Below are 24329 nucleotides of genomic sequence, written 5' to 3'. Positions count from 1 at the left end.
CTTGCGTCGGCGTGCATCTTCTTGCACGCGAACAACGCTACGCAGGGCGCGGCCCGGTCCCCATAGGGAAGATGCCCTAGATCGAGAAGAGACCGTTCTGCATCGCGTAGAGCGCCGCCGCCGTCCGTGTCTCGGCGCCGATCTTCGGGTAGAGGTTCTGCAGGTGGTTGTCGACGGTCTTGGGCGAGATGCCCAAGCTGCGCGCGATATCCTTGTTGCTGCGGCCGCGTGCCAGCTCGCGCAGCACGTCGGCCTCGCGGTCGGTCATCCCGTCCGGCCAGACCGGCGTGGCGCGGGACGCCAGCCCGGCATTGTCCAGCACGATGCGCGTCTCGCGGTGCGGCAGCCTGCCGGCGTGCACCTCGCGCAGCAGGATCTCGGCCGCGTCCCCCGGCGTGTGCGCCGGGCCGGTGGGCTTGTCGTTGGTCAGATCGTCGTAGAGGTTCGCCGCCGCCAGCACCGCGGCGCCGCCGTCGGGCAGCCGCATCCGGCGGTGGCTGCCCGAGCCGTCGCGCCGCTCGTGGACCGAGCAGGCGGCTTCGCACACCGGATCGAACACCGGCGTCATGCGCAGGATCTGCTCGGTGTAGAGGGTGCAGTTCAGCGCCTGCGCCTCCTCGAAGCGGGTCAGCGGCCCCGGCTTGTCCCAGATGCCGTTCGGGATCGCGTTCTTGCCGATGTCGTGCAGCAGCCCGGCGTCGAAGACCGCCTGGCACGCATCCTCGTCGTCCTGCGCCGCCGTCGCCGCGCGCAGCGCCAGCCCGGCGACGCGGCGCGAATGGCCGGTGAACCAGGGGCTTTTCAGGTCGGTGAAATCGGCCAGCGCCTCGGATGCCTGCCGCAGCCCGCGCCGGCCGGTCAGGCGCGGCGCGCCCGGCTCGGCGGCAAGAAAGCTGTCCCATTCCTGCGCCGGGCCGAGGCCGGCGAGGATCTGCGCGGGGTCGGCCAGGAACCGGTCCACAACCTCGGGGTCGAACTGCCCGCCGCGGCGGGCGCGGGCGCACTCGATCATCGATACCGCGCCGCCGGCGCGCCGGTGCAGCTCGGCGACGACGGCGAATTCGATCAGCCGGGTCTGCGGCAGAAGGTCGGGGCCGGCCGGATGCACCGGGTGCTGGCCGTCCCAGCGCGATTCCAGGTGCTGCAGGATCGCCGTCACCGCCGCCGGCACCGGCAGCCGCCGGGCAATCGCGACCGCCTGACGGCAATGCGGCATGCCCAGCGCCATGACCTCGGGGCCCATCCCCACGATCATGTCGATCAGCGCCTGTTTCTCCTCCATCGGCCGGTCCGGTGCGAAGATCGCCTCGAGTTCGGCACGGGCGCTGGCAGGATCCGCAAGATCCGCGCGGGTCAGCGCAAGATAGCCGGTCAGCTCGTCGCCGAGTGCGATCTCGGCCGTCTCGGACGAGGTCGAGGTGCAGCCGATGAACCGCAGCAGGCCGGCGTAGTAGAGCGCCGAGAGGTCCTCGGGCGACAGCCCCATCCTGTGCCCGATCCGCACCGCGATGACGGTCGCCGACAGCGACGTGCCGGGTGGATTTCCCGCCGACAGGTCGGTCGCCAGCGACAGCGCCCCGAGTATCTCCGCAAGTCTCCACCCCATCCGATCCTCCCCACTGTCACGGTCGCGCCAGTCTAGCCGCTTCGGGGCGATCCGCCGAGAGTGTCGTCCGCAACCGTCGGCAGGCCGACCCAGCCACGGCCTTTCGGCGCGACCCTGGCGGGGTTCGTGCCCCCCGCGCCGGGGAACATTGCGGACCTGGGGCTGTTGAACGGACTCTAGCCACAGAAACCGGAGCGTTCGATATGGATATCGACAATTTCCGCAAGCTGTACCTCGCCGAGTTCGAGGAACTGCTTTCCGCCGAGGCGCAGGTCGCCGGGACCCTGCGCGACCTGGCTGCGCGCGCGACGACCCGGCCGCTGGCGACGGCGATGGACACCCACGCCGGGGAAACCGAAAGCCACCGCGCCCGGCTGGAACAGCTGTTCCGGGCGCACGACACCGGCGGCGAGCGCCACAGCGACGGGTCGATGCGCGCGATCCTGGACGAGACGCGGAAATGGACCGGGATGGTCGGCCGGGACGGTCTTGGCGATGCCGCGCTGATCGCGTCGCTGCAGCGCATCGAGCATTACGAGATGGCGGTGCTGGGCACGCTGGCCAGCTGGGCGCGGCGGCTCGGCCACGAGCAGGACGCCAGCGCGTTCGCCGAGATCCTGGAGCAGCACAAGGCCGCCGACGCGCGGCTGTCGCGGCTTGCCGAGGACGTGGTGAACCCGCAGGCCGCAGCCTGAGGCAGCGGCCGGCATGGAGCGGGTCACCGTCTTCGGCGGCTCGGGCTACCTGGGCCGGCGGATCGTCCGCGCGCTCGGCGGGCAGGACGGCACTTGCGTGCGCATCGCCGCGCGCCACCCCGATGCCGCGCCGCCCGGGTTCGGAGCGGAGCGGATGCAGGCGGACGTCACCGATTCCGAGACCGTCGCGCGGGCGGTGGAGGGCTCGGCCGCCGTGGTGAACGCGGTCAGCCTCTATGCGCCGACGCGCAGCCTCGGGTACGCGGATGTTCACGTCTCGGGGGCGCGGAACGTGGCCGTTGCGGCCGCGCGGTTCGGGGCGACGCTGGTGCACGTGTCGGGGATCGGCGCGGATCCGCAATCCGTGCAGCGGTATGTGCGCGCCCGCGGCGCCGGCGAGCAGGCGGTGCGCGCGGTGCATGACCGGGCGGTGATCGTCCGCCTCTCGGTGCTGTTCTCCGCCCATGGCGGGCTGGTCCGGCAGGTGCTGGACGTGCTGCAGCGATCGCCGGTGTTTCCGCTGTTCGGGCGCGGCGAGACCCGGCTGCAGCCGGTGCACGCCAGCGACGCCGCCGAGGCCATCTGCCGGCTGACACGGAGCACGGAGCCGGCGGTGTTCGAATGCGCCGGCCCCGAGATCAAGACCTACCGCGCCATCGTGCAGCAGGTCGCCGCGGCCGCGGGGCGCAATCCGCGTCTGGTGCCGGTGCCGTTCGCGCTGTGGCACGCCGCCGCGCGCGGCGCCGAGTTGTTGCCGGGGCCGCCGCTGACCCGGGACCAGGTCGCGTTGATGCAGCAGGACAAGGTCGCGTCGCCGGATCGGCCGGGGCTGGCCGAGGCCGGCGTCGCGCCGCGCGCCATCGGGGAGTCGCTCGCCAGCCGGTTCGGCGCTGCGGCGCCCCGCTGACGCCGCCGGCCCGATCCGCCGGCAGTGCCGGTCCGGGTGCGTACGCGAGGGACCGGGCATCGGCGCAAATTCCCAGGCACCTTGGCCCGGCAATGTCTTGCTTGCGAAGTCGCGAAATGGAAAAACCCTCGGACGGGCAAGTGATGCGTGAGGCGGAACCGGAATGAACGATGTAGGCGAAGTCGAGCGCACGCTGCACGACGTGGCCCGGAACGCGGGATCCCGGACAGCCCTGCACGGCGCGGACGAGCAGGTGTCGCTGAGCTTTGCGCAGCTGTCGGACCAGATCCGGGCGGCGTCGGGCGCGCTTGCGGCACTGGGCGTCCCGCGCGATGCGGTGATCGCCTTCTCCGCCGGCTCGGAGTTCCGCGCGGCGCAGCTGTTCCTGCTGCTCGGCGCCCATGCCCCGGTGTTTCCGATCCCGGCCCATGCCACCGACGCGGAAATCGAGGGTCTTTTGCGGCTGGTGAACCCGTCGGTGGTGGTTGTCAGCGACCCGGCGTCCGCAAGCGCGCGGATCGCCGCCGCGTCGGGCCTTCCCGTCATCGCGGCCGATGCGGACGCGGACGGTGGAATCCGGTTCGGCCGCGCCGCTGGCGACCCGCCAGCCGCGCATGGCCGGCGCCGGATCGCGGGTCAGGGGGTGGTCCTGACGACGTCGGGGACGACGGGAACGCCGAAGATGGTGGCGCTGGACGCGGCCCGGCTGGCCAGCGGTGCGGGCAGGGTGGCGGCGACGCTGGGTCTGGGGCCGTCCGACCTGAGCGTCGAGATCATGCCGCTGCATCACATCCATGGTCTCGTGGCCGGTCTGCTGGCGCCGGTGCTGAGCGGCGGCGCGGTCGTCGTCGCCGGCAGCCCGGATCCGCAACGCCTGCTCGAGCTTTCCGCGGATCACGGCGCCAGCTGGTACACTGCGGTGCCGACGATGCACCGGGCGATCCAGCGGGCCGCGCGCGCGCGGCCCGATCTGGCCGCGGCCTGCCGGTTCCGGCTGATCCGCTCGTCCTCGTCGGCGATGCCGCAGGAGGTGCGCGCCGGGCTTGCCGGGGTGTTCGCCTGCCCGGTGGTCGAAGCCTACGGCATGACCGAGGCGACGCATCAGATGAGCGCGCAACGCCCGGACGCACCGGCCGCGCACGGCGATGTCGGGCATCCGCCGCCCGGAACGCTGCGCATTCAGGACGCCGGCGGCGCGCCGCTGCCACAGGGGCAGACCGGCGAGGTGGCGGTCAGAAGCGACACCGTGATCGAAAGCTATGTCGACAACCCGGCGGCGGATGCGGCGACCTTTATCGACGGTTGGATGCGGACCGGCGACATCGGGCGGCTGAACCCGGACAGCTCGCTGACCCTGGTCGGGCGCGCGAAAGAGATGATCAAGCGCGGCGGCGCGCAGATCTCGCCGCTCGAGATCGAGGACGCGCTGCTGGCCCAGCCCGGAGTCGCCGACGCGATCGCTTTCGGCGTGCCGCACCCGACGCTGGAACAGGACGTGGCCGCCGCCGTGGTGATCGCCGCGGACGCGCCGTGCGACCCCAGGCAACTGCGCGCGCAGCTTCTGGACCTGATCTCGGATTACAAGGTGCCCAGCCGGATCCTGCTTCTGGACGAGATCCCCAAGGGCCCGACCGGCAAGCCGCGGCGTCTGGACATGCAGCACCTGTTCGCGGACGCGCTGCGTGGCGGGTTCGAGCAGCCGCGCTCGCCGACCGAGGACATGGTCGCGGCGCTGTTCGAGGAGGTGCTCGAGACGCCGGCGGGCCGTCATGACGACTTTTTCCTGGCGGGCGGGGATTCGCTGTCCGGAACCGGCCTGGTCACGCAGCTCAACATCCTGCTGGGCACGGCGATATCGCCCGAGATGCTGTTCCGGTATTCCACCCCGGCAGAGCTTGCCAGCCATATCGAGACGCTTGACGGGGGCCGGATCCGGGACCGGATCGACGCGCTTCTGGACGCGGCACCGGGTCACCCGGCCGCTCGGACGTGACCGAAGGGCCTGCGGATGCAGCCCGGGCCGCCGCACCGGGCACGGAACCGGGCGTAGAACCGGGCGCAGAACCGGGCGCGTGCCGGGCCATCGCCCGGCTGTTGTCGGACGCCGGCATCCGGCGCGTCTATACGGTGCCGGGCGATCTGATCTACGGGCTGCTGCGCGCGCTCGAGCAGGCCGGGATTTCCATCTGTTCCTGCCGGTCCCAGGCCACGGCGGTGTTCGCCTCGGCGGCGGACAGCCTTGCGTGCGGCGTGCCGGCGAGCGCGGTGGTCGTCTCTCGCGGTCCGGCGGCGAAGAACGCGGTGGCGGCGCTGTCCGCGGTTCGCGCGCACGGCACGCCGATCCTGCTGCTGACGGTGACCGAACCGCGCACCGAGGAAGCGCGCGGCGCCTTCCAGGGCGGCGGCGTGGACCCCGCCGGCCTGCCGGGAACCCTGTGCCTGCGGGTGGCCTCGCCCGAAGGGCTGACGACCGATGCGCCGGTCGCCGTGCAATCCGTGCTGGCGCCGGATTTCGGCGCCGCGGTGATCGAGATCGAACGCGGCGTGCTCGACGGCGTCGTACGCGGCGCGATCGCGGCGCCGAAGGGGCGCGCAGCGGCACACACAGGCGAGCCGGCATGGCTGCCGCGCACGGTGGCGCTTCTTGGCGGCGCCCGCCGCCCGGTGGTGGTCGTCGGTCACGCGGCGCGGTGGTCGGTTCCGGTCTCGGCCCTGGCAGAGCTTGCGGCGCGGCTGGACGCGCCGCTGTGCCCGACCGGGTTGACCGGCGGGTTCGGCGGCAACGATCTGGACGTGGTCCCGCAGGAACTCGCCCACCACACGCTGGCTGCGGCGGACGCGGTGCTGCTGCTCGGCGCCGATCTCGACTGGACCTTGCGTTTCGGAGCGGCGCTGGCGCCCTCGGCCCGCATCGTGCAGTTGTGCCGCCGGGCCGGTGCGCCCGGCGGGCGGCGGCCGGATCTAGCGGTGCCGGGCGATATCGGCGCGAACCTGGCGCAGCTTCTGCGTCACCTGCCGGCGCGCGATGCTTCAGACGCCAGACCCGCCCCCATCGTGCGGCGCCGGCAGGCGCAGTCGCTGACCGATCAGGTGCTGCGCGCCATTGCCGACGCCTTTCCGGCGAATGCCGCGTTCGTGGTCGACGGCAGCAGCGCGCTGGTGTTCGCCGGCCGGGTGGTGCTGCCGGACAAATGCTGGGCCAGGTTTACCCCCGGAATCGAGGGCCATCTTGGCGCCGGGATCGGCCACTCCATCGGCGCGGTCCGCTCGGGGCGGTTCGGGCAGGCGGTCGCGGTGGTCGGTGATTTCAGCCTGGGCCTGTCGCTGGCGGACCTCGAGACTCTGCTGCGCTACGCGTTGCCGGTGAAGGTTCTGGTCGCGAACAATTTCGGCATCGCCGCCGCTGGCGGGCAGATGGCCGGCGCCGATCCGCGGGCGGTGCGCTATTCCGCCGCCACGGATCACGCCGGGATCATGCGCGCCTTCGGCGGCACCGGGTACAGCGTCGGCAGCCTGGAGGACTGGCGGGGCATCGCCCCGGCGGTGCTTTCCGGGGCCGGCCCATGCCTGGTCGACATCATCGAGCGAAGGGATCCAGCTTGACAATACCCCTGCCGACCGACGGCACGCGCGGCCAGCTGTTGCTGGCGCGTCTGCGCCAGAACGCCGCCACCGGCGCCGCCACGCCGCCGCCGGCCGAGACGCCGGTCTCGGCGGCGCAGCAGACGCTGCTGGCGGCGCAGGCGCTGCACGACGGCCATGCGGTCGGCACCGTCACCCGAAGCTGGGCGCTGACCGGCGCGCTCGACCCGGCGGCGCTGGAGCGGGCGTTGCAGGCGCTGGCGCACCGGCACGACGCGCTGCGCATGTCCATCGCGCCGGGCAGCGGCCGGCCCATGGCGCGCTTCGCCGGCCGGATGCAGGTCTCGCTGCCCTGCGAGGCGGTCGGCGGGCACGAGTCCGAGCAGCGTCTGGCGCAGACCGCCGCCGCAGTGGCGCGCCTGAGCCTCGAGGATCTGCCGCCGGACGGGGACCGGCTGTGGACGGCACGCCTGTTCCGGATCGCGCCGGATCTGCACGTGCTGGCCGTCGCGATGCACCACCTGATCTGCGACGACTGGACGTGGCGGATCCTGGCGCGCGACCTGTTCGCGCTGTACCGGGCCGGGCCGGCCGCGGCCCCGGATCTGCCCGACCCGGGAAGCTTTCGCAGCTATCTTGCGCAGGCCACGGCGCAGTCCGAGGTGAGCGTGGATCCGGCCTGGCCCGAGGTCGACTGGCCGGCCGCGCGGCGTGACCTGGCCGACCACGAGGCGGTGCTGGGCGAGACGGTCGAGGCCGTCCTGCCACCCGCGGATTTCGAGGCGCTGAAGGCGGTGGCGCGGCTGCATTCCTGCACCCCGTTCACGTTCTTCGTCTCGGCGTACCAGTTGCTGCTCGGCCGGTACTGCGACCAACCGGCGCTGAGCGTTTCGATCTCGGCCGCCGACCGTTTCGCGTCGGGATCGCAGGATTGCCTCGGCCTGCTGGTCCGGAACATCCAGGTCGGGCTCGACCTGTCGGACCACACCGCGTTCGCCGACGTGATCAGGGCGATGACCCGGAGCATGCAGTCGGCGCAACGCGACCGCAGCGATCCGATCCACCTGGGGCGTGCGGTGATCGGCTACTACAACGCGCCCGATCTTGCCGCCGACGCCGGGGCGCTGGCGGTGCAGGAGCGGCCGGTGCCGCCGCGCGCCGTGTCCGGCAACCTCCGGCTCGGGCTGCAGCCGGGCGCCGGGGGTGTGCGGATCACCTTCGAGGGGCAGCGCAGGTACTTCGACCGGCGCCAGCTGGAATCGCTGGCCGCAACGTACCGCCGCATCCTGGAGCAGGTGATCCGGACGCCGGACATTCCGCTGGCCGATATCGCCCTGACATTCGCGCGGCAGGCCCGCGCGCAGGCCGATCGTTCCGTGCGGCTTGCGCCGTCCGCGACGTGCGGCGACATCCCCGGCCGGTTCGCGGAAGTCGCCGCGCGGAACCCGCAGGCAACCGCGCTGGCGACGCCGGACCACAGCCTGACCTACGCCGAACTGGACACCGCGACCAACGCGCTGGCCCGCTGGCTGCTGGGACAGGGGCTGTCGACCGGCGACCGGCTGGCGGTGATGGCGCCGCGCGGCGGCGAGGTGTTCCGGTGCTGGCTGGCGGCGCTCAAGGCGGGGCTGGTGGTGGTCCCGGTGGATCCGGACCTGCCTGCGGCGCGGGTCGACCACATCCTGCGCGAATCCGGCTGCGCGGCGCTGGCGGTCCCGACCGGTACGCCGTGCGAAGCGCATCCCGCCGCGGCGCGGCAGCTGCAGCTTCCGGGCGGACCCGCACTGGCCGGGGTGGATCGCGGTCCGCTGCCGCGACCGGACGCGGCGGCGGGGCGCGAGGCGTTCGTGATGTTCACCTCGGGCACCACCGGCCGCCCGAAAAGCATTCCGGTCCCGCACGCGGGGATCCTGAGACTGGCGACGGACGTCCCGCACCTGCCGCTGCAGCCGGGCGACCGGATGATCCAGCTGGCCTCCTCCGGCTTCGACGGCAGCTTCATCGAGGTCTGGGGCGCCTGGCTGACCGGCGCGGCCCTGGTGCTGTGCGAAAAGCCGATTCTCGCCGACGGCGGGCTGGCGGCCGAACTGCGCCGGCTGCGCCCGACGGCGGCGTTCATGACGACGAGCCTGTTCAACATGATCGTCGACACCGAGGTCGCGGCGCTGCGCTCGTTGACGCATCTGTCGATCGGCGGCGAGGCGGCATCGGCCGCACACTGCCGCGCGGCGCTGGCGGCGCACCCGCAGCTGAAGCTGTTCAACGTCTACGGCCCGACCGAGAATTGCGCGCTGACCACCGCCTTCCGGGTGACCGATCCCGCAGCCCCGACGGTCCCGATCGGCCGCCCGTTGCCGGACAACGTCACTTTCGTGCTGTCCGCCGCGCTGCGCCCGGTCCCCGACGGCTTCGCGGGCGAGCTGCTGATCGGCGGGCCCGGCCTCGCCCGCGGCTACGAAAACCGCCCGGACCTGTCCCGCGAACGGTTCGTGCGGCTGCGGGCCCGCGACCTCGGGCTGGACCACGACGGCATGATCACCCTGTACCGCTCGGGCGACAGGGTCCGCTGGACCGACGCCGGGCAGCTTGAGTTCCTGGGCCGCCGCGACAGCCAGTTCAAGCTGCACGGCTACCGGATCGAACCGAGCGAGATCGAGGGCGTGCTGATGGGGCACCCGGCGGTCGGCCGCGCCGCCGTGCTGCCGGACCGGGGCGACGGGCAGGGGCCGACCGTGGGGATCGTGGCGTATTTCGACCTGGTGCACGGTGCCCGGGCAAGCGAACGCGACCTGCGGCGGTTCATGGCGACGCAGCTGCCGCGCCCGGTGCAGCCGACCCGCTATGTCCGGGTCGACGCCATCCCGCTGACCGCCAACGGCAAGGCCGATGTGCAGGCGCTTGAACGGGCCGCGGCGCCGGTGTCACCCGAGGCCGGCGCCGCGCCATCCGGCGAGGATCCGCTGACCGAAATCTGGCGAAGAACCCTGAAGCGGGGCAGCATCCCCGAGGATCAGGATTTCTATGCACTGGGCGGCACGTCGCTGTCGCTGGTGCGCATGATCCTGGAAGTCGAGGAGACGTTCGGGGTCCAGATCGATTTTTCCGCCCTCGCGGGCGAGCCGACGCTGCGGCGGCTCCGCTTCATGATCTCGCTCAGCCCGGCGCGGACCGAAACCGGCCTGCGGCACCTGCGCGTGCTGAGGGCAGGCAATCCGCAGCTGGCGCCGATCGTGATTCTGCCACTGAACGAAGGCAGCGCCGCCTGGTCCATCGAGATCATCGGCCGTCTCGGTGCGCGCAACCCGCTCTACGCGATGACCTTCGACTTTCCCGACACCCCGGCGCTGGAGGAACGGCATTTCGCCGGGCTGCTCCGGTCCATGCTGGACGATCTGGTGGCGCTGGACGCATCCGCGCCGCCAATCCTGGTGGGGTTTTCGTTCGGGGGCATCCTTGGCGCCCACATCGCCGCCCAGGCCGCGCGGCAGTCGGTGCCGGTCGGCATGGTGATCACCATCGACGGCACCAGCCCGGCGATCTGGATCGCTCCCGAGGACAGGCACGGCGGCACGGCCTACGCGCGGTTCATGCGGCAGTTCCGGCTGCACCCGGTCGGCCCGATCGAGGCCGAGTGCCACGTCATCACCGCGCAGCGCCGGTTCCCGTTCTGCGGCCCGGACTGCGCCGACATGTGGTCCCTGCTGACGGTGGGCCCGGTCCGCGACTACCCGTTCGACACGCACCACGGCCTGCTCATCAACTCGGAAACGACCGACGATGTGACGCGGTGCCTCGAACGGATCGTCGACGGCTCCGCCATCGCCGCGCGCCAGGTGCCCGGTCGGTTGGACCCGCGGCTTCTGGACATGGTCAACCGGGCCAAGCGCCTGGCCCTGGCCGGCGATACCGAAGGGGTGATCGCGACTCTCGAAGCATGGGTCCCCGATCCCGCGCAGTTGCCGGCCTGGCTGTTCGCGGAACTGATCGGCCTTTACCGCAGGACCGGCCGGCACGAGCGACTTGCAAAGCTGCGACGCAACCCGCCGGCACACAACGCCTGCCCGCAGGTCTGGCAGGAACTGGCGGTCGGCGCGGGGCACAAGCGGGCCGCGTTCCTTGCCAGGTGCATGGATGCCTCCGGCCCGGTGCTGAGCGGCGCGTTGCCGCTGGTCGAGCTGCTCGTCCGCAAGGGCCGTATCGGGCGGGCGGGCAAGGTGATCGACACGCTGGCCGCGTCGCCGCGTCACGCCGTCGAGACCGGCCTCGCCCGGTCCCTGGTCGCGGCGGTCGCGGGCGATGCCGGCGGCGCGTTCGCCCTCGTCTCGTCCTCGCTGTCCGATGCACAGGCCAGCGTCGCCCACTTCAACTGGGCCGTCAGGTTCCTGACCCAGCACCATTCCGCGGAACACGCGCTCGAGGTCGTGGGGATCGGCAGATCCCGCTTCCCAAGCCAGATGGAAGCGCACCGCAGGAACCTGCGCAGGAAACTCGGTACGCTCTGATCCCGGACCCTCGGCCAAGGTCACACATACTCTGGGCAAGTCGCTGAAAATCTGCGGCCCGCGCTGACCTGAGACCCGACTTCCCTCCGGCCTTCGGGAGAATCCGTCGGATGATATCTGGCCTCATGCGGGTGCTGCCAGACGAATGCGAACCAGTCTCAGCTGACCGCAGTACGCTGACAATCAGGCCGTGCAGAGCTGGCGCCACTCAGCGAGAGCGGCGGTTCGGTTCTGCTTGAAGCTTGCGCGGGTGCAGAGGCTGCGTTCCCGGTTGAAGCGGTTGGAGACGGCGGCGTGGACGGCAACGAATTTCTGCGGACTTCGCATGCGCCGGAACCGCAGCATGGCCCTCTCCCGTCGTCGGAATGGCAGGTGGGAATTCTCCGCCCGATTGTTGGCCCAGCGGCCGGTCTCCTGCCGGCAGGCGGCACCGATCTCCCTCAGTGCACCTCCGCAGGATCGGAGCTTGTCGGCAACCATGGCCTCCGACCCGCCGTGCCGGCGCAGCGCTTTCCTGAGGAATTTCCGCGCCGCTTTCCTGTCGCGTGTCCTGGTGACAAAGCTTTCCAGCACCTCGCCCTCGTGGTCCACCGCGCGCCACAGGCAATGCGTCTCGCCGTTGATCTTCACGAACATCTCGTCGAGGTGCCACCGCCAGCGACTTGAGCGCATGCCCTCGGTGCGCCGCTTCCGGATCTCGGCCGCGAACACGGGACCGAAGCGGTGCCACCAGTACCGGACCGCCGCGTGGCTCACGTCGATCCCGCGCTCGTGCAGCAGGTTCTAGATATTCCAGCGCGAGAGCGGGAACCGGACGTAGAGCAGGACCGCCAGGCGGATGATCTCGGGGCTGGTCCTGAAGTATCTGAAGGGGCTACGTTTTCGTCATCTGCGGACGCTGGCGAGCCCCCCGCCCCGCATCAAGCCGAGTTGCTCTGACAGTGCCCGATGCGGTGCTCCTGCGCGGGCTTCGCAACGCGCATCGCTGGGCGCAGGCCCTGAGGGTCGGGCGCTCGCTGCGCGAGATCGCCGGAACCGAAGGATTCTCCGATCGCTACATCGCCCGGGTGGTGCCGCTCGCCGGACCGACCGGCTGAAGCGGATCGGCACCCGGATCTCGATGGACGGCAAAGGCCGCTGTCTCGACAACATCTTCATCGAACGCCTCTGGCGGTCCCTAAAATACGAGTGCGTCTATCTGCACGCCTGGGAGACCGGCTCACAGGCGAAGGCCGGCGTTGGCAGGTGGATCACCTTCTACAATCACCAGCGGCCCCACGCCGCCCATGGCGGACGGCCGCCCGCCGTGGTCTACTTCAACCAGATCGAAACCGACCAGCAGGGGCAGAGAGTAGCTTAAATCGCGTAGGAAACTGTCCAACGAATGGGGAGTAGCTCATCATTGAGGAAGGCGCGAAGGTGCTTCATCGCCGTGTCGAGGTTGGCAACCGTCGCTCGCTTCAGCGGGTTGAAGCCGTACGGATTGCCGGCGCGTCGGGCATCGACGTATTGGGCGTGGGCGAGGTCAAGAGGGAAGCCTCTACCGGTGGCGACACGAGCGAACCGTTTGAGCTGATCTTGAGGGACACCACGCGTTTCGGCTTGCTCTAGCTTGTCGGAAAGGACGAACTCAGACGCGACGTTGAAGCCATCGCCATGTGCCTCCACCTCTGCCTGCTCAGCCAAGATCGTCTCACGCCACTACACGGCGGAGGCTAGCGGGAAGGCCTCGCCGTCACCTAAGCCATCTTGCAGCTTGCGGATGTCGCCCAGTGCGATGTCGCGGCGCTTGCGGGCTTCCGGGAGGTGTCGTGTCCCAAGGCCCTTCTTGATCTCCTTCCCGAGAGGTTTCCCGTCCCAAGGATTCGGAGCGCCCACGAGAGCGAGAGGCGTCACCATGCGGAAAACCCAGCTCTTGCCGGGACCGCGAGGCTGAACGAGGTAGCGCATGTCGTCTTTCTCGGCCTTTCTGTGGTCCAATTTGGACAACAAGCCGCCGGACATCGCTCTAAAAACCTCGCAATAACAATGGTTTATGGAAAGTGGCGGAGACGAAGGGATTCGAACCCTCGAGACGGTTTAAGCCGTCTACTCCCTTAGCAGGGGAGCGCCTTCGACCACTCGGCCACGTCTCCGCCGACGCGTATAGCCAAGCAAACATAGGGATTACAAGGCTAAACTGGCCGTTCCCGAAAAAAGCTCCTTTTCGTAAAAACCGGCTCAAATGGCATCGGAAGGCACAGAGCGGCTCTGATCAGGGGCAATATCTGCTCAACTTCCGGCCGCCGCCGGAGCCTTACGCATAGATGCCGGCGCGCGAGGTTACGCTGTCATCCTGCAGACCAGTCCGGAGGGTGAAGCCCTTGGCCTCGAAGGCTTCCGGAAAAGCGTCGGAGGATTCCGGGTCGGCCCCCGGCGCCAGGACAACGCCTCGAATTGTGCGCGACTCGGCGTCATCCGGCCGTCCCGGATTGCGGGTCAGGTGAAGCCGTGTTCTTCCAGATGCTTGCACGCCATCACCAGCCCATCCGCCACTGTCGCTCGGTTGCGAAGGTTCCACGGGCTTCCGCCGCCCCATGCCGGGTTCCGGGCTAACTCGCGTGGATCATCGGCGAGAGAATATCGCCGCTCGAATGCGGTGGGACCGATCTTGTCGACCGGCGGACAGGAAGCAGCGAAGCGGCGAAGAAACTCGTGACTGGCAGGAAACAGCCAATCTCAATTGCGCAGCAGTAGCAGAATATCTTCTCGGTTCAGCGGCTGGCGATGCGCCAGTGCATTTCGCGCGCGGGCAAGCGCATCCAGGCGCTCCGACTCCGTCCTGTTCAGATAGCGACGCAACTGGTAGCGGAGCGCGCCCAGTTCGATCTCTTCGATCGAGGCGACACCCAGGCAGCGCAGGTGATCGTCAAGCCGCAGTCGGCTTCGGTGGGTCGATACGATCCCAAGGCGCCGGTTCTCGATCTCGGGAAAAAGTGCCGCCAGCTGCGCTTTCCACAAACGCTGGTGGAGGTCGTTGCATCCATTGTCGGCGAGAACGGCCAATGGGCATGGAGGCTCCAGCCCGGCGATCGGGGCCTCGGCCCGCCGCGATAGCCATGCGACCGGCGCCGCAAGATCTTCGAGGCCTGCTTGGACCAATGCCGCCGCAAGGTCGAGTCGCCAGCCGCACAGTTCGACGGCGATCGCCACAGCTAGGTCGGCGGCCAAACCTTCGCGCGTTGCCGGAAGATGCTCTTCCGCCCAGATCACCCGATCGCCCCGGCGCAAGCCGGTCCGCCAACTCAGGGACAACGGGTCCACTTGGATTGCCAGTTCCGGTGGTAGATCGGTGACGAGCAATGCGGGATGCAACGCGATCGAGCGGGCGATGCAGTCGTAACGGACATCGAGGTTCAGGGTCAGCTGAAAGCGGTCGCGGATCTGGTCGGCGATGCGTTCCGCCGCGGCACCTTCGAAAAGGCTTTCCCGGTCCAGTTTCCAGCGCGGCCCGTCATCGCCCGCGCGCGGACGCCGGCCGAAGCTTTCCACGATCTGCCTACCAAAGACCTGCACCAGGGACGGATAGTAGTTCATCCTTGCCAGCATGTCCGACGCCAGGCCGGGATCCGAATAGTCGAGGCCGGCAGACCGCATCGGCTCTACTGCAAGCCGCCGAAGTGCGGCGCGGTTCGCAGGGCTCTGGTTCATGGGCCCGATGCAGATCGGCTCGCCGAGATGCGGCAGCGGCGAGTTTGGCGCGTGCGCCATCCGGCGCACGTTGTGCAGGCCTGCGAAAACAACCTTGAAGCGCCGTTCGGTCCGCTCCATGAGCCCCTTGAGCGGCAGGAGGTGGGGATAGCCGGCGGCATGCTCCGCACGCAGGAAGTTGTCAGCCTCGTCGAACATCACGAGAAGCCGTCGTGCCGGGTCGCTGTCAAGCCAGGCCTCGATCGTTGCGAGCAGTTTCCGGGCCTCAGGCTCCAACTGATGGAAAGCCCCGGTCGCGCGCAGTTCATGCGCAAGCGATTGCCAGACCCCTTCGGGCGGTACACCGGGTCCACCGACTGACCTGATGTCGAGATAGAGCGCCAGCTCGCCGCGCTCCGGGCGGTTCCGTTCACCGCGGACATGGTTGAGAAGAACGGACTTGCCCAATTGCCGGCCGCCGTAGATCAGGCAGCCCTCGGCATTACGGGAAACGATCTTGTCGATCTCGGCCTCGCGGCCGAAAAATATCTCGGGCGGAATCTGACCCGGACTGATCGTGTACGGTTGCTGCCATGCAAATGGCATTGCGCAATCGAAGAACGTCGCGAACGGATCGTCGCTCTCGAGGCCGGCGAAGAGCAGAAGCGTTTCTTCGAGAACCACAGCCGTTCGCGCCTCGGCTCTCATCTGCCGCGCCAGGCGATAGCGCTCCTTGACGTCGAGCCGGCCGAACAGCACGACGATCCACGGGGCGTCGGGGGCCTCGCTGCCGATCTGGCGCAACAGTTGGTCGGTCGAAACATCCGCCCGCGCCGCAAGCAGGTGGTAACGTCCGCGCGGGGCACTTCCGAAGGTGGAAGGAAGAAAGCCGTCCGCCCGGCGCGGCACATCGCATTGCATCGTCAACAGCCGCAGCCGAGCGGGCAGTGCTTCGCGACCTTCAGCGATGCGAATGCCGCTGAACCCGATCAGTTCGAAAACCTTGGCCAGGGTCTCGCGCAGCCGCGGAGGCTGGCTCTGGCGCAGGCTGTTCTCGCCCTGGGCCCATGCTTCCAGAAGCTGCTTCAGCCTGCGGGCGCGCCGCTCGTCAATGCATTCCAGGTCGAGCGGCCCGGCCGCGCCGCGCGTTTCCAGGGCCGTCAGGATCCGCCCGCGCTTCGTCTCCTCGGGAGAAGCGGCGATCTTCGCGACGAAATCCGGGAAGAAGCGGGAGAATACGTCCGGAGCCTGGGCCTCCGGCATCGGAACTTCCCGACCTGCCTTGATCTCGGCGATCGCGTCGTCGGCGGTCACAGGATCGAGCCGGTCGAACGCCGCGAGAAGCGCGCGCGCCGACTGGCCGTGGGGAGAGGCTGTCAACCGTTCCAGCTCAAGCTGTTGACGCCTGGATATTTGCGCCTGCAGCTGGTCTCGCCGATCTTCCATCTCGGCAAGAACGGCATCGAGTTCGGGAAAATCGGGCGGCAGGTCCGGCAGCCGGAAGCTGTTCATCGCCGGCAAGGCCGGCGCGTCGCCGCCCACCGGTGCGACGAGAGCGGTCTCGATGATGGCGAGCCGCGACAGATCGGCGGGCAGCGCGGTCGCGGCGTCGAGGTCCAGATACCCGATCGTCGTCAACGACTGGCGGAGACGCGCCACACGCTCGCGCGCCTGCTGGCGGGCAGCGTCGATCGCTTCACCTAGCTGCTGCTCACGGGCGACCCGCTGTCCCGCATCACTTCCACTTCGCTTCTGGCGTTCCAGCAGGCTGTGCGCGGCGAGGGTTGCCCGCTCCGAGATCCGCGCGTCGAAAGCGGCGGCATCGTCCCGCGCAATGCACGCTGGCCGGAGAAGAGCGGCGGCAAGCGAGGTGTCGCGTGCCGCGCGTTCGACGTCGAAAGCGGGGTCGCCCTCTTCCGTCCAGTCCTGGCAGCCGCCGGGAAGCCGCAGCAGAGGCGCCTCGAGCAGGTCACGCAAGCGCGGCGCCACCGAAACTTCGGCCCGGCCGTCGACAAGAGCGCGAAGGTCATCGAGCTTTGCAGCCAAAGCGAGATAGGCGGCTTCAGCGAGCCGGCCGCCGCCTTGGGGCGGTTCTCCGACGCTGGCATCGAGCGCCTTGCGCAAGAGGCCAAGCTCGCGCAGCAACGGCTCGCGGCTATGATCCTGCGTTTGTCGCGCGTCCTGACGCTTGGCCTCAAGCCAGTCGGAGAGCTGGTCGCAGGCCTCCTGTATGCCGCGACAGAACCAATCGAGGGCCATCCCCTCGATCCGGTCGCGCCGCGGCCGGCCGCTGCTGCGTTCGGCTTGAGAAACGAAGGCCTCCTGAGCGCCCCGATCGTGCGAAAGACGGTTTATCAATTCGCTTGCAAGTGCTTCCGCATTCGCCGATCCGGCGATAGCCGCTTCCACGACGCAGCCGATCTCGCCCTCTGAGTGCAGTTCGCGATGGAAGATTGCATAGGTCGGTTGATGCCCGGTCTTTCGGTGGCGGGCTTCGGCCAGCCAGCCGGCAACCCGCTCTCGCATCGCCGGTTCGGCAAAGGGCGGACGGGCTCCCGCTAGCTCGGCCAGGAGGCCAGCCGACAGCCGCACGTCATATCCGAGGTTTCCGAGCGCCTCGATGAGCGGGGCCTGCGCCTCGAGTCCCGCCTGCCCGAGGAGGTTCCCGAGGAGTCCGCGGGCCCCATGATCGGGATCGAACAGCGCCGGGCGCAACAACGCAGCCATGGCGAGCCGTGCCGCCGCAACAGGGTCGGCGGCCTCTTGCAGGGCGGCCGCCAGCTCGGCCAATGCGCTGCTGCGTCTCGGATCGGCCATGTCCTCGGCCTGCTGCACTGCGGAGAGTATCGCCAGCGCCCGAAGGATCGGTGCCGGCACCGGCATCTGCCGCAGTCGCGCCAGATGCCAGGCGAAGGCGATATCGCCCGCGGCGATGTGCTGGGCGAGCAGCGCCTCCGGATCCGCGTCCCCTGGGTCTGGCGAACCATCCGGGGACAAAGGCGTCGCCTTCGGCGAGACATCTTGTGCCGAACCGGCTTCGCGGAAAATGGCCGGATCTGGCGCGGACCGGTCGTCGTGCCCGTCTCCGATGCTGTTCCGTAGGGAGTCTTCTTCGGGCTCCGAAGCCATCTCTTCCCTGATTTCCGGCTCGCACCCGTCAGCGGAAGCCTCATCACCGTCCGGATCGGTCGCCTGCTGCACTGGGACATCCGGTTCGTATCCCGCCGTCGCCACTTCCGACTCCGATCCGGTTGCGGCTTCCATGCCCGCGTCTTGCGTGCCGGCGCCGATCGTCGCCGGCGTCGGTTCTGTGCCGATGTCTTCCGAGCCGCCGTCGGTCCCATCCTGGCGCAGAAGTGCAGCCAGCGCCGAAACCGCCTTGTCCTCGGCGGCGCCAGCGGCCCGCAACTGGCACTTCGCCTCGGCTGCGTGCGGCGAAAGGTCCTGAAGACGCATGTAGTCCTGCGCTTCCGCTGCCGCGCGAACTTCGCGATCCGCCGCCGCAAAGACATCCTCTGCCGCCGATGCTGCCTGGCGGGCGCGTTCCAGTGCCGAAAGCGCCGCATCGATGTTGTCGAGGCGCTCGGTATCGGGATCCTTCAGCCAGGCATCGGAAAGATCCAGGCCGAGCGCGACAAGGCGGTCACGCAGGTTGGCAGCCCGCGCAGCGATCTTCTCCCGCACCATCTCGGCCTCGGCGGCAGCGCGGCAGGCCTCTGCCAGCGCCTCGGCCAACGCGACCAGCCGCTCGGCGGCGTCGACCTCGGGCCGGTCCAGCTTTTGCGCGCCCTCGGCCAGCTCGTGAGCGAGCTCCGTCCACGCAGGTGGTGCGTCTGCCGGAGCCTCCTCCGCAGTCGAGGCGGACTCCGCGGATGTCTCTGTCTCGAGGAGACCGAGATAAAGCATATGCACCTCGCGCTCCGCGGTACCGAACGGGAAATGATCTTCCGGCAGATCGAGGATCCGCTCGATGACCAGTTCTCCATTCGATTGATTATGCAGCCAACGCAGCGCCCGGAAACCGAAAGTCTTGCTCCGGTGCTTCGATCGGGTCATCCGACTGTCGTATGACCGCAGCGGTGCGTAATCGCCCGAGGCCATGATTTGCAGCAATGCGTCGTAGAAGACCTTGTCGTCCTTCAGCCGATGCTCCGCGATGAATTTGCGAAAGAGATCGCTGTGCTTTCGTCTGTCGCTCCGTGCGATGGGAAAGATCGACTGCGCGAGTTCGACATCCAGGGCGGTCATTGGTTCTGCTTGGAACCCGTCATCCATCTGATGAGATCCGTCGTTCTTGTCACATTGCCAGCCATTCTAGTTTGAGCGGAATCGGAGCGCCAGAGTTCTTGCTTCGGTCGAGTGAAGTTGTGGCCTCGACTTCCGTGAGGCGCAGGAGTTGGAGCCTCCGGCAAATCCGGGGCGTGTGTGGATGCCCCCGGTTTTGCAAGCTGATTTTTCGACGGTTGGGCTGGGTTTCAATCGGTCGTGTGTCAGGCCTCATGATGTGGCTTGTCTGACGCCACGGGCCGGTATGCTGTTCGGAAGGCGAGGCCCACATCGGTTCAGAGAGCTATAACGCTCGAGCCCCGGGACTGGGTATCCCTACCTTGAACTTTGAAGTCCGTATCGCTTACTCCGTCGGTCGATCACCTTGCCCAGGCCTTGCGGCCATGCCGCTTCCCTGTCTTGTCAGATCAGGGTCACGCCATTCTGTAATTCTTCTGTTTCGTTGTCATCGCCCAAATCATGCGGGCCATCTTGTTTGCCAGTGCCACTGCCGCCACCATCCGAGGTTTGCGCGCAACCAGGTTGGCCAGCCAGAGATTGGCGCTGCCACCCTTGCGCACGACCCATCGGATCACGCTCATGGCGCCAACAATCAGGAGCTTGCGAATGTCGCATTGTCCCATCTTGCTGACAGCTCCGAGCCGGGCCTTGCCCCCGGTGGATCGTTGTCGCGGCACCAATCCCAGCCACGCGGCAAAATTGCGCCCGCTGTCGAATGTCGAAAGATCCGGCGCGAAGGCGGCAACGGCACCGGCAGTGATCGGCCCAATGCCCGGCACCGTGCAGAGCCGCCGCAACTCATCATCGGTCTTTGAGGCGCGCTCAAGCTCGTCAGCCAGCTGCTCGACAAGCTCGGTCAGGCGACCGATCTGGTCAAGGTAGAGCACGCCCATCTCGCGCACTGGGGCGGGCAAATCCACATCAGGCTGTGCGAGCGCCTTTTCCAGAAGCTTCAAGCTTGCCGGACCTTTTGGTGCCACGAGGCCGAACTCGGCCAGATGTCCCCTCAACGCGTTGATCAACTGAGTCCGCTGACGCACAAAACACTGGTGCGTCCGGAAGGCGACAGCGCGCCCCTGTTTCTCAGCGCTCTTCACCGCCACAATACGCATGCTGGGGCGGCTGGCCGCTTCGGCTATCGCCTCGGCGTCAGCGCGGTCATTCTTCTGGCGTTTCACGAACGGCTTCACATAGGCCGCAGGGATCAGGCGCGCCTCGTGCCCATGAGACTGAGCAACCCGCCCCCAGTGATGGGACGTCGCACAGGCCTCCATCGCCACGACACAATGCGTTTGCTCCGCCAAGAGCTGATATAGCCGTGTTCGCGACACCGACCTGTTAAAAATAACAGCGCCGTCCGCTTTGACGCCGCAAACTTGAAAACTGCCCTTGGCAAGATCAATCGCCAATATGCTAATCTCTGACATGGATGCCTCCCTCGTGTTGGTTCCTATGAAACCGTTATGGCACACTCGATGCCGTCGGGTGGGGGCATCCACCGCATCAGTTCACTCGATCCGCATAACGCCTGCCACATCTGCAGTTCGCAGGCGCGCATCAGACCCCAATACTCGCCGGTTTCGACTTGCAATTTTTCCGCTTCGTGAAAGGGGATGGCACCAATCGCCAGGCACGATATGCGAGCTGAACCGCACGACGGAAAGACGCCGAGACTGACGACGCGATCCGTCAGTTCCCCGCCCGGGCCGCGAGGTCCGCCGCGAGTCCCTCGAAACGGGCGGACCGGGCGATGCCGGCCAGACGTCCGAGCTCCTGCGCGGTCTCCCCGTCCGCGCCGCCCGTCTCGAATACCCTGGCGAGCACGCGGGCGCGCGCGATGTGGAAATCCGACCAGGGGACGGGCTCGCCCCGGGTGTAGGCCGCAAGGGCATCGGCCTGTCGATGCAGGGCCTGCGGATCGCGGTCCTGCAGCGCGACCTCGATGGCCGCGTGCCGGAAGCGGAATGCATTGTGGCCGACGCATCCCTCCGCGAGGATCGTCTCGCCCTGATCCAGCCAGGACCGGCGCTTGTCCGGATCCCGGCTCAGCCTGGCCGCGGTGCCGAGCACCCAGGGTCCGATGAAGGTCCGCGCCTGGTCGAGCGCCCCGTCCACCGTCTCGGCGATCAGCGCCCCGGCCGCCGCGCGGTCCCCCTGCAGGAACAGCACCCGTGCGAGGCTTTCCTGCAGGAAGAGATCGAACCGCCGTGCCCCCAGCGCACCCGATATCTCCAGCCCGCGGGTGATCTCGCGGTGCGCCTCGGCCAGCCGGCCCATCGAGATCAGGACCCAGCCCGCGGTGAGCCGCGAGACGATCTCGGGACGCTGCGCGCGGGTCTGTACGGCGATCTCGGCGGAGTTCAGCGCGTCGGCCAGCGCGGCCTCGGTCTCGTTCAGGTAGATGCGGACGGTGCCGAGCATGAAGAGATTGGCCGCCTCGATCCGTCCGAGCTCGTGGCGGCGGGCAAGCTCGAGGCAGCGGGTGAACTCGGCGTGCGCGGTGCGCATGCGGCCCGCGGCGTAGGCCGCGTCGCCGAGACCGCTGCGGGCCTGCGCTTCGAATTCCGCGCTGCCGCAGGAGCGGGCGAAGGCCACGGCGCGGGCATGCTCGGCGCGGCAGCCGTCGATGTTGCCTCGGGGAAAATAGAGGCTTCCGCGCAGGTAGTGGATCTGTGCCAGCGCGGCGTCGATTCCTTCGGCCTCGGCGATCGCCTGGGCGTCGTCCAGCACCGCGAGGGCCTGGTCGATCCGGTCGATCACGCGCATGGCCTGGACCTGTCCGATCATGGCGGTGACCACGTCGCCGGCCGACCCGGCAAGTCGGAGCGCCTCGCCGAAGGCACCGAGCGAGGCGTTCGCGTCGCCGGCGTCGAGCGCCAGCCGGCCAAGCTCCAGTTCCAGCGCCGCGCGGATCGGGCGGGCGGGCTTGAGACGCCGGCCCGCCAGCGCAAGCTTGCGCGCCATGTCGGGGCGGTTGGCGGCGAACATGGCGCGGCAGGCCTCCAGATAGGCAGCGGCAGCCCCCGGATCGCCGGCGCGGTCCAGGTGAACGGCGTGCAGGTCGGGATCGGTGTCCTTGAACCAGACGGCGGCCGCGGCGTGCAGCGCCTGGCGCCGTTCCCGCACCAGCAGCCGGTAGGCGCTGTCGCGGATCAGCGCGTGCGCGAACAGGTATTCCTTGCCCATCGGCTGGACCAGATCGGCGGCCACCAGGCCGTCCATCGCGTAGCCGTCGTCTCCCAGCAGCCAACGCACCGCGTCGACCGAGAACCGTTGGCCAAGCACCGATGCGGCCCGCAGCGCCTGCCGGTCGACCGCAGGGATCTGGTCGAGCCGGGACTGCACCAACCCCTCGATCGAGTTCGGCACCGCGTCGGACGGCCCGGCGCTCAGGTGCGCCATCAGCTGGCGCAGGAACAGCGGGTGGCCCTGCGCGCGGTCGAGACAGGTGGCGACCAGGTCGGCGGACACCCTGTCGGCCAGCGACTGCGCCAGCGTTTCGGCCTCGGATTGGTCGAGCGCGGAAAGCTCGAGCGTCTCGACGCCCTCCCGGCCCAGCTTGGCGCGCAGCTGCTCGTCGATCCGGCTCTGCTGGAACCGTGTCGTCAGCAGAAGCAGAAGCGGGCGGGTCCGGGCCACCTGCGCAAGATCGCGGACGGCATCACGGACGCGGGCATCGGCCCAGTGCAGATCCTCCAGGAACACGATGACCGGGCCGCGATCCGCGTGCCGCGCGGCCAGCATCCCAAGCGCGGCGCGCATCGCCGCGTCCCGCCCGGCGGTGCCGAGCGCGTCGTCCAGCTTGACGAGAGGGGCGGGCAACGCCGCGCCGGCGAGGTGGTACAGGCCGAGCCGGACCTCGGGCTCGGCTTTGCCTGCCTCCAGCCAGGTCTCGATCGCGTCCTGCATCGTCTCCCGGTCGGGCCGGCCGAGGAAGGAGCGGGCCAGTTCCCGGACCGCATGCGACTTGTGGCCGGCGCCATAGTCCAGCACCAGGGCCTCGTGGACCGGCACGCCGCCGGCCGCGCCGTCGCTCAGGAACCATCGGCACAGGCTCGACTTGCCCATGCCGGCCTCTCCGGCGACACAGACCACCTTGCCGCGCGAGTCCTGCTTGGTGCGGTCGAGCGCGCGCCGGAGTGACTGCAGCTCGGCGCTTCGCCCGACGAAGATGCGCGGCACGGCAGGGTCCGTCGTCCGCGCCAGCAGCCAGGCCCGGACCGGCCCCTCGATGCCGCGCAGCCGCAGGCCGTCGCGCACCGTGACGTCGACATGATCGGCGAGGGTACGGTAGATGTCGTCCGAGATGAGCACTTCGCCGTCGTCCGCGGCGTCGGCGAGCCGCGAGGCAAGGTTCAGCGACGCCCCCGTAAGCGTGTAGGAGCCGTCGCTCAGGCTGCCGACCTGCGACCCCAGGATCACCACGTGACCGCTGGCGACGCCCACATGCACGCCGAGCGGCGCGCCGGTGGCCGAGGTTCGGCCGCGGAACGCCGCCGAGATCCGTTCCGCGGCGCGAACCGCGCGCAGGCTGTCGTGTCCGGTGGTGCTGTGAAGGCCGAACACCGCGAGCGTGCAATCGCCCATGTGATTTTCCACCTTGCCGCCGAACTGCTCGACGATCGGATCGACCACGCCGTAGAATTCGCGCACCATGGCGAGCGCATCCTCCCCCGCCATGCCCTCGGTCAGCTTGGTGAAGTTGGAAAGATCCGCGAATAGGACGGTGACCTGGCGTTTCCAGGGGGCGTTTTCGGCTTCGTCGGGGGTGGGCGGTGCATCGCCGTCCGGGACAGCAGGCCCGGTGCCGAACGCGGCGCCGATTTCCCGCAGAAGCCGGCGCCGGTGACCGAGCGAGCGGATGCCGAGTTCCTTCAGATCCCGGTCGGTCAGTTCGGGAAGGATATCGAGCTCGATGTCGTTTTCCGCAAAGATGTCGGCATAGCCAAGCAGTCCCAGACCATCGAGCAGCTCGGCGACCGAGGCATAGGGAAGCGGATTGTGCTCGAGCGTCTTCATCTTCACCTTCGCCACCAGGCTGCGGCCACCGGCGGATCTTATCGGCAATCGCCGCGCACCGC

11 protein-coding genes, 1 tRNA gene and 2 pseudogenes are annotated in these 24329 nt (G+C 68.9%); 7 read left to right on the top strand and 7 right to left on the bottom strand.

Going from position 1 to position 24329, the window contains the following annotated elements:
• Window positions 1–76: 76 nt before the first annotated feature.
• Entirely contained in the window at window positions 77–1606 is a 1530-nt protein-coding gene (locus GE300_RS14240) for an HD domain-containing phosphohydrolase (RefSeq protein ID WP_154447237.1), read from the bottom strand.
• Window positions 1607–1809: 203 nt separating this feature from the next.
• On the opposite strand from GE300_RS14240, the gene GE300_RS14235 reads away from it, so the two are divergent.
• From GE300_RS14235 to GE300_RS14215, 5 genes are all read left to right on the top strand, one after another.
• Window positions 1810–2301, top strand: a complete 492-nt coding sequence (locus GE300_RS14235; protein WP_154447236.1) for a YciE/YciF ferroxidase family protein — start codon at window positions 1810–1812, stop codon at window positions 2299–2301.
• A 13-nt stretch (window positions 2302–2314) separates the two neighbouring features.
• Window positions 2315–3208: a sugar nucleotide-binding protein gene (locus GE300_RS14230; protein WP_154447235.1), complete on the top strand. Its 894-nt coding sequence runs from the start codon at window positions 2315–2317 to the stop codon at window positions 3206–3208.
• A gap of 163 nt (window positions 3209–3371) precedes the next feature.
• A complete protein-coding gene (locus GE300_RS14225; RefSeq protein ID WP_154447234.1) occupies window positions 3372–5201 on the top strand; it encodes a non-ribosomal peptide synthetase in 1830 nt (609 codons plus the stop codon).
• Complete coding sequence (locus tag GE300_RS23715; protein ID WP_154447233.1) at window positions 5198–6811, top strand: thiamine pyrophosphate-binding protein; 1614 nt, start codon at window positions 5198–5200, stop codon at window positions 6809–6811. Before GE300_RS14225 ends, GE300_RS23715 begins: the two co-directional genes overlap by 4 nt.
• On the top strand, window positions 6808–11292 hold the full coding sequence (locus GE300_RS14215) for a non-ribosomal peptide synthetase (protein ID WP_233417034.1): 4485 nt from the start codon (window positions 6808–6810) through the stop codon (window positions 11290–11292). The genes GE300_RS23715 and GE300_RS14215 overlap by 4 nt, the downstream gene beginning before the upstream one ends.
• A gap of 183 nt (window positions 11293–11475) precedes the next feature.
• Here GE300_RS14215 and GE300_RS14210 read toward each other — a convergent pair.
• Window positions 11476–12135: pseudogene (locus GE300_RS14210) on the bottom strand (IS6 family transposase).
• Between the two features lie 98 nt (window positions 12136–12233).
• On the opposite strand from GE300_RS14210, the gene GE300_RS23075 reads away from it, so the two are divergent.
• Together GE300_RS23075 and GE300_RS14205 are read left to right on the top strand one after the other, a co-directional pair.
• Window positions 12234–12389 carry a hypothetical protein gene (locus GE300_RS23075; RefSeq protein WP_233417045.1) on the top strand — a complete coding sequence of 52 codons (156 nt, stop codon included), beginning with the start codon at window positions 12234–12236 and terminating at the stop codon, window positions 12387–12389.
• Window positions 12371–12652 (top strand): annotated as a pseudogene (locus tag GE300_RS14205) (integrase core domain-containing protein); the annotation flags it as partial. The gene GE300_RS23075 and the pseudogene GE300_RS14205, both read left to right, overlap by 19 nt.
• On the opposite strand, the gene GE300_RS14200 reads toward GE300_RS14205, so the two are convergent.
• The 5 genes from GE300_RS14200 to GE300_RS14180 all read right to left on the bottom strand — a co-directional run bounded on the left by GE300_RS14200 (window position 12649) and on the right by GE300_RS14180 (window position 24267).
• A complete protein-coding gene (locus GE300_RS14200; protein ID WP_154447231.1) occupies window positions 12649–12978 on the bottom strand; it encodes a hypothetical protein in 330 nt (109 codons plus the stop codon). The pseudogene GE300_RS14205 and the gene GE300_RS14200 overlap by 4 nt on opposite strands.
• Before the next feature lie 357 nt (window positions 12979–13335).
• Window positions 13336–13427 (bottom strand) — tRNA-Ser (locus tag GE300_RS14195).
• Between the two features lie 583 nt (window positions 13428–14010).
• Entirely contained in the window at window positions 14011–19209 is a 5199-nt protein-coding gene (locus tag GE300_RS14190) for an ICP22 family protein (protein WP_233417033.1), read from the bottom strand.
• 452 nt (window positions 19210–19661) lie between these two features.
• A complete protein-coding gene (locus GE300_RS14185; protein ID WP_154447229.1) occupies window positions 19662–20675 on the bottom strand; it encodes an IS110 family RNA-guided transposase in 1014 nt (337 codons plus the stop codon).
• 262 nt (window positions 20676–20937) lie between these two features.
• On the bottom strand, window positions 20938–24267 hold the full coding sequence (locus GE300_RS14180; RefSeq protein ID WP_233417043.1) for an AAA family ATPase: 3330 nt from the start codon (window positions 24265–24267) through the stop codon (window positions 20938–20940).
• Window positions 24268–24329: the final 62 nt, after the last annotated feature.

It is taken from the genome of Halovulum marinum (assembly GCF_009697225.1).
Taxonomy (GTDB): Bacteria; Pseudomonadota; Alphaproteobacteria; order Rhodobacterales; family Rhodobacteraceae; genus Halovulum; species Halovulum marinum.
This window is presented reverse-complemented; position numbering and strand designations above follow the sequence as displayed.

Excerpts from the sequence above, each read along its gene's own strand:
- GE300_RS14230 (WP_154447235.1), top strand. The coding sequence starts at position 2,315 with ATGGAGCGGGTCACCGTCTTCGGCGGCTCGGGCTACCTGGGCCGGCGG.
- GE300_RS14235 (WP_154447236.1), top strand. The coding sequence starts at position 1,810 with ATGGATATCGACAATTTCCGCAAGCTGTACCTCGCCGAGTTCGAGGAA.
- GE300_RS14180 (WP_233417043.1), bottom strand. The coding sequence starts at position 24,267 with ATGAAGACGCTCGAGCACAATCCGCTTCCCTATGCCTCGGTCGCCGAG.
- GE300_RS14225 (WP_154447234.1), top strand. The coding sequence starts at position 3,372 with ATGAACGATGTAGGCGAAGTCGAGCGCACGCTGCACGACGTGGCCCGG.
- GE300_RS14190 (WP_233417033.1), bottom strand. The coding sequence starts at position 19,209 with ATGACCGCCCTGGATGTCGAACTCGCGCAGTCGATCTTTCCCATCGCA.
- GE300_RS14240 (WP_154447237.1), bottom strand. The coding sequence starts at position 1,606 with ATGGGGTGGAGACTTGCGGAGATACTCGGGGCGCTGTCGCTGGCGACC.
- GE300_RS14185 (WP_154447229.1), bottom strand. The coding sequence starts at position 20,675 with ATGTCAGAGATTAGCATATTGGCGATTGATCTTGCCAAGGGCAGTTTT.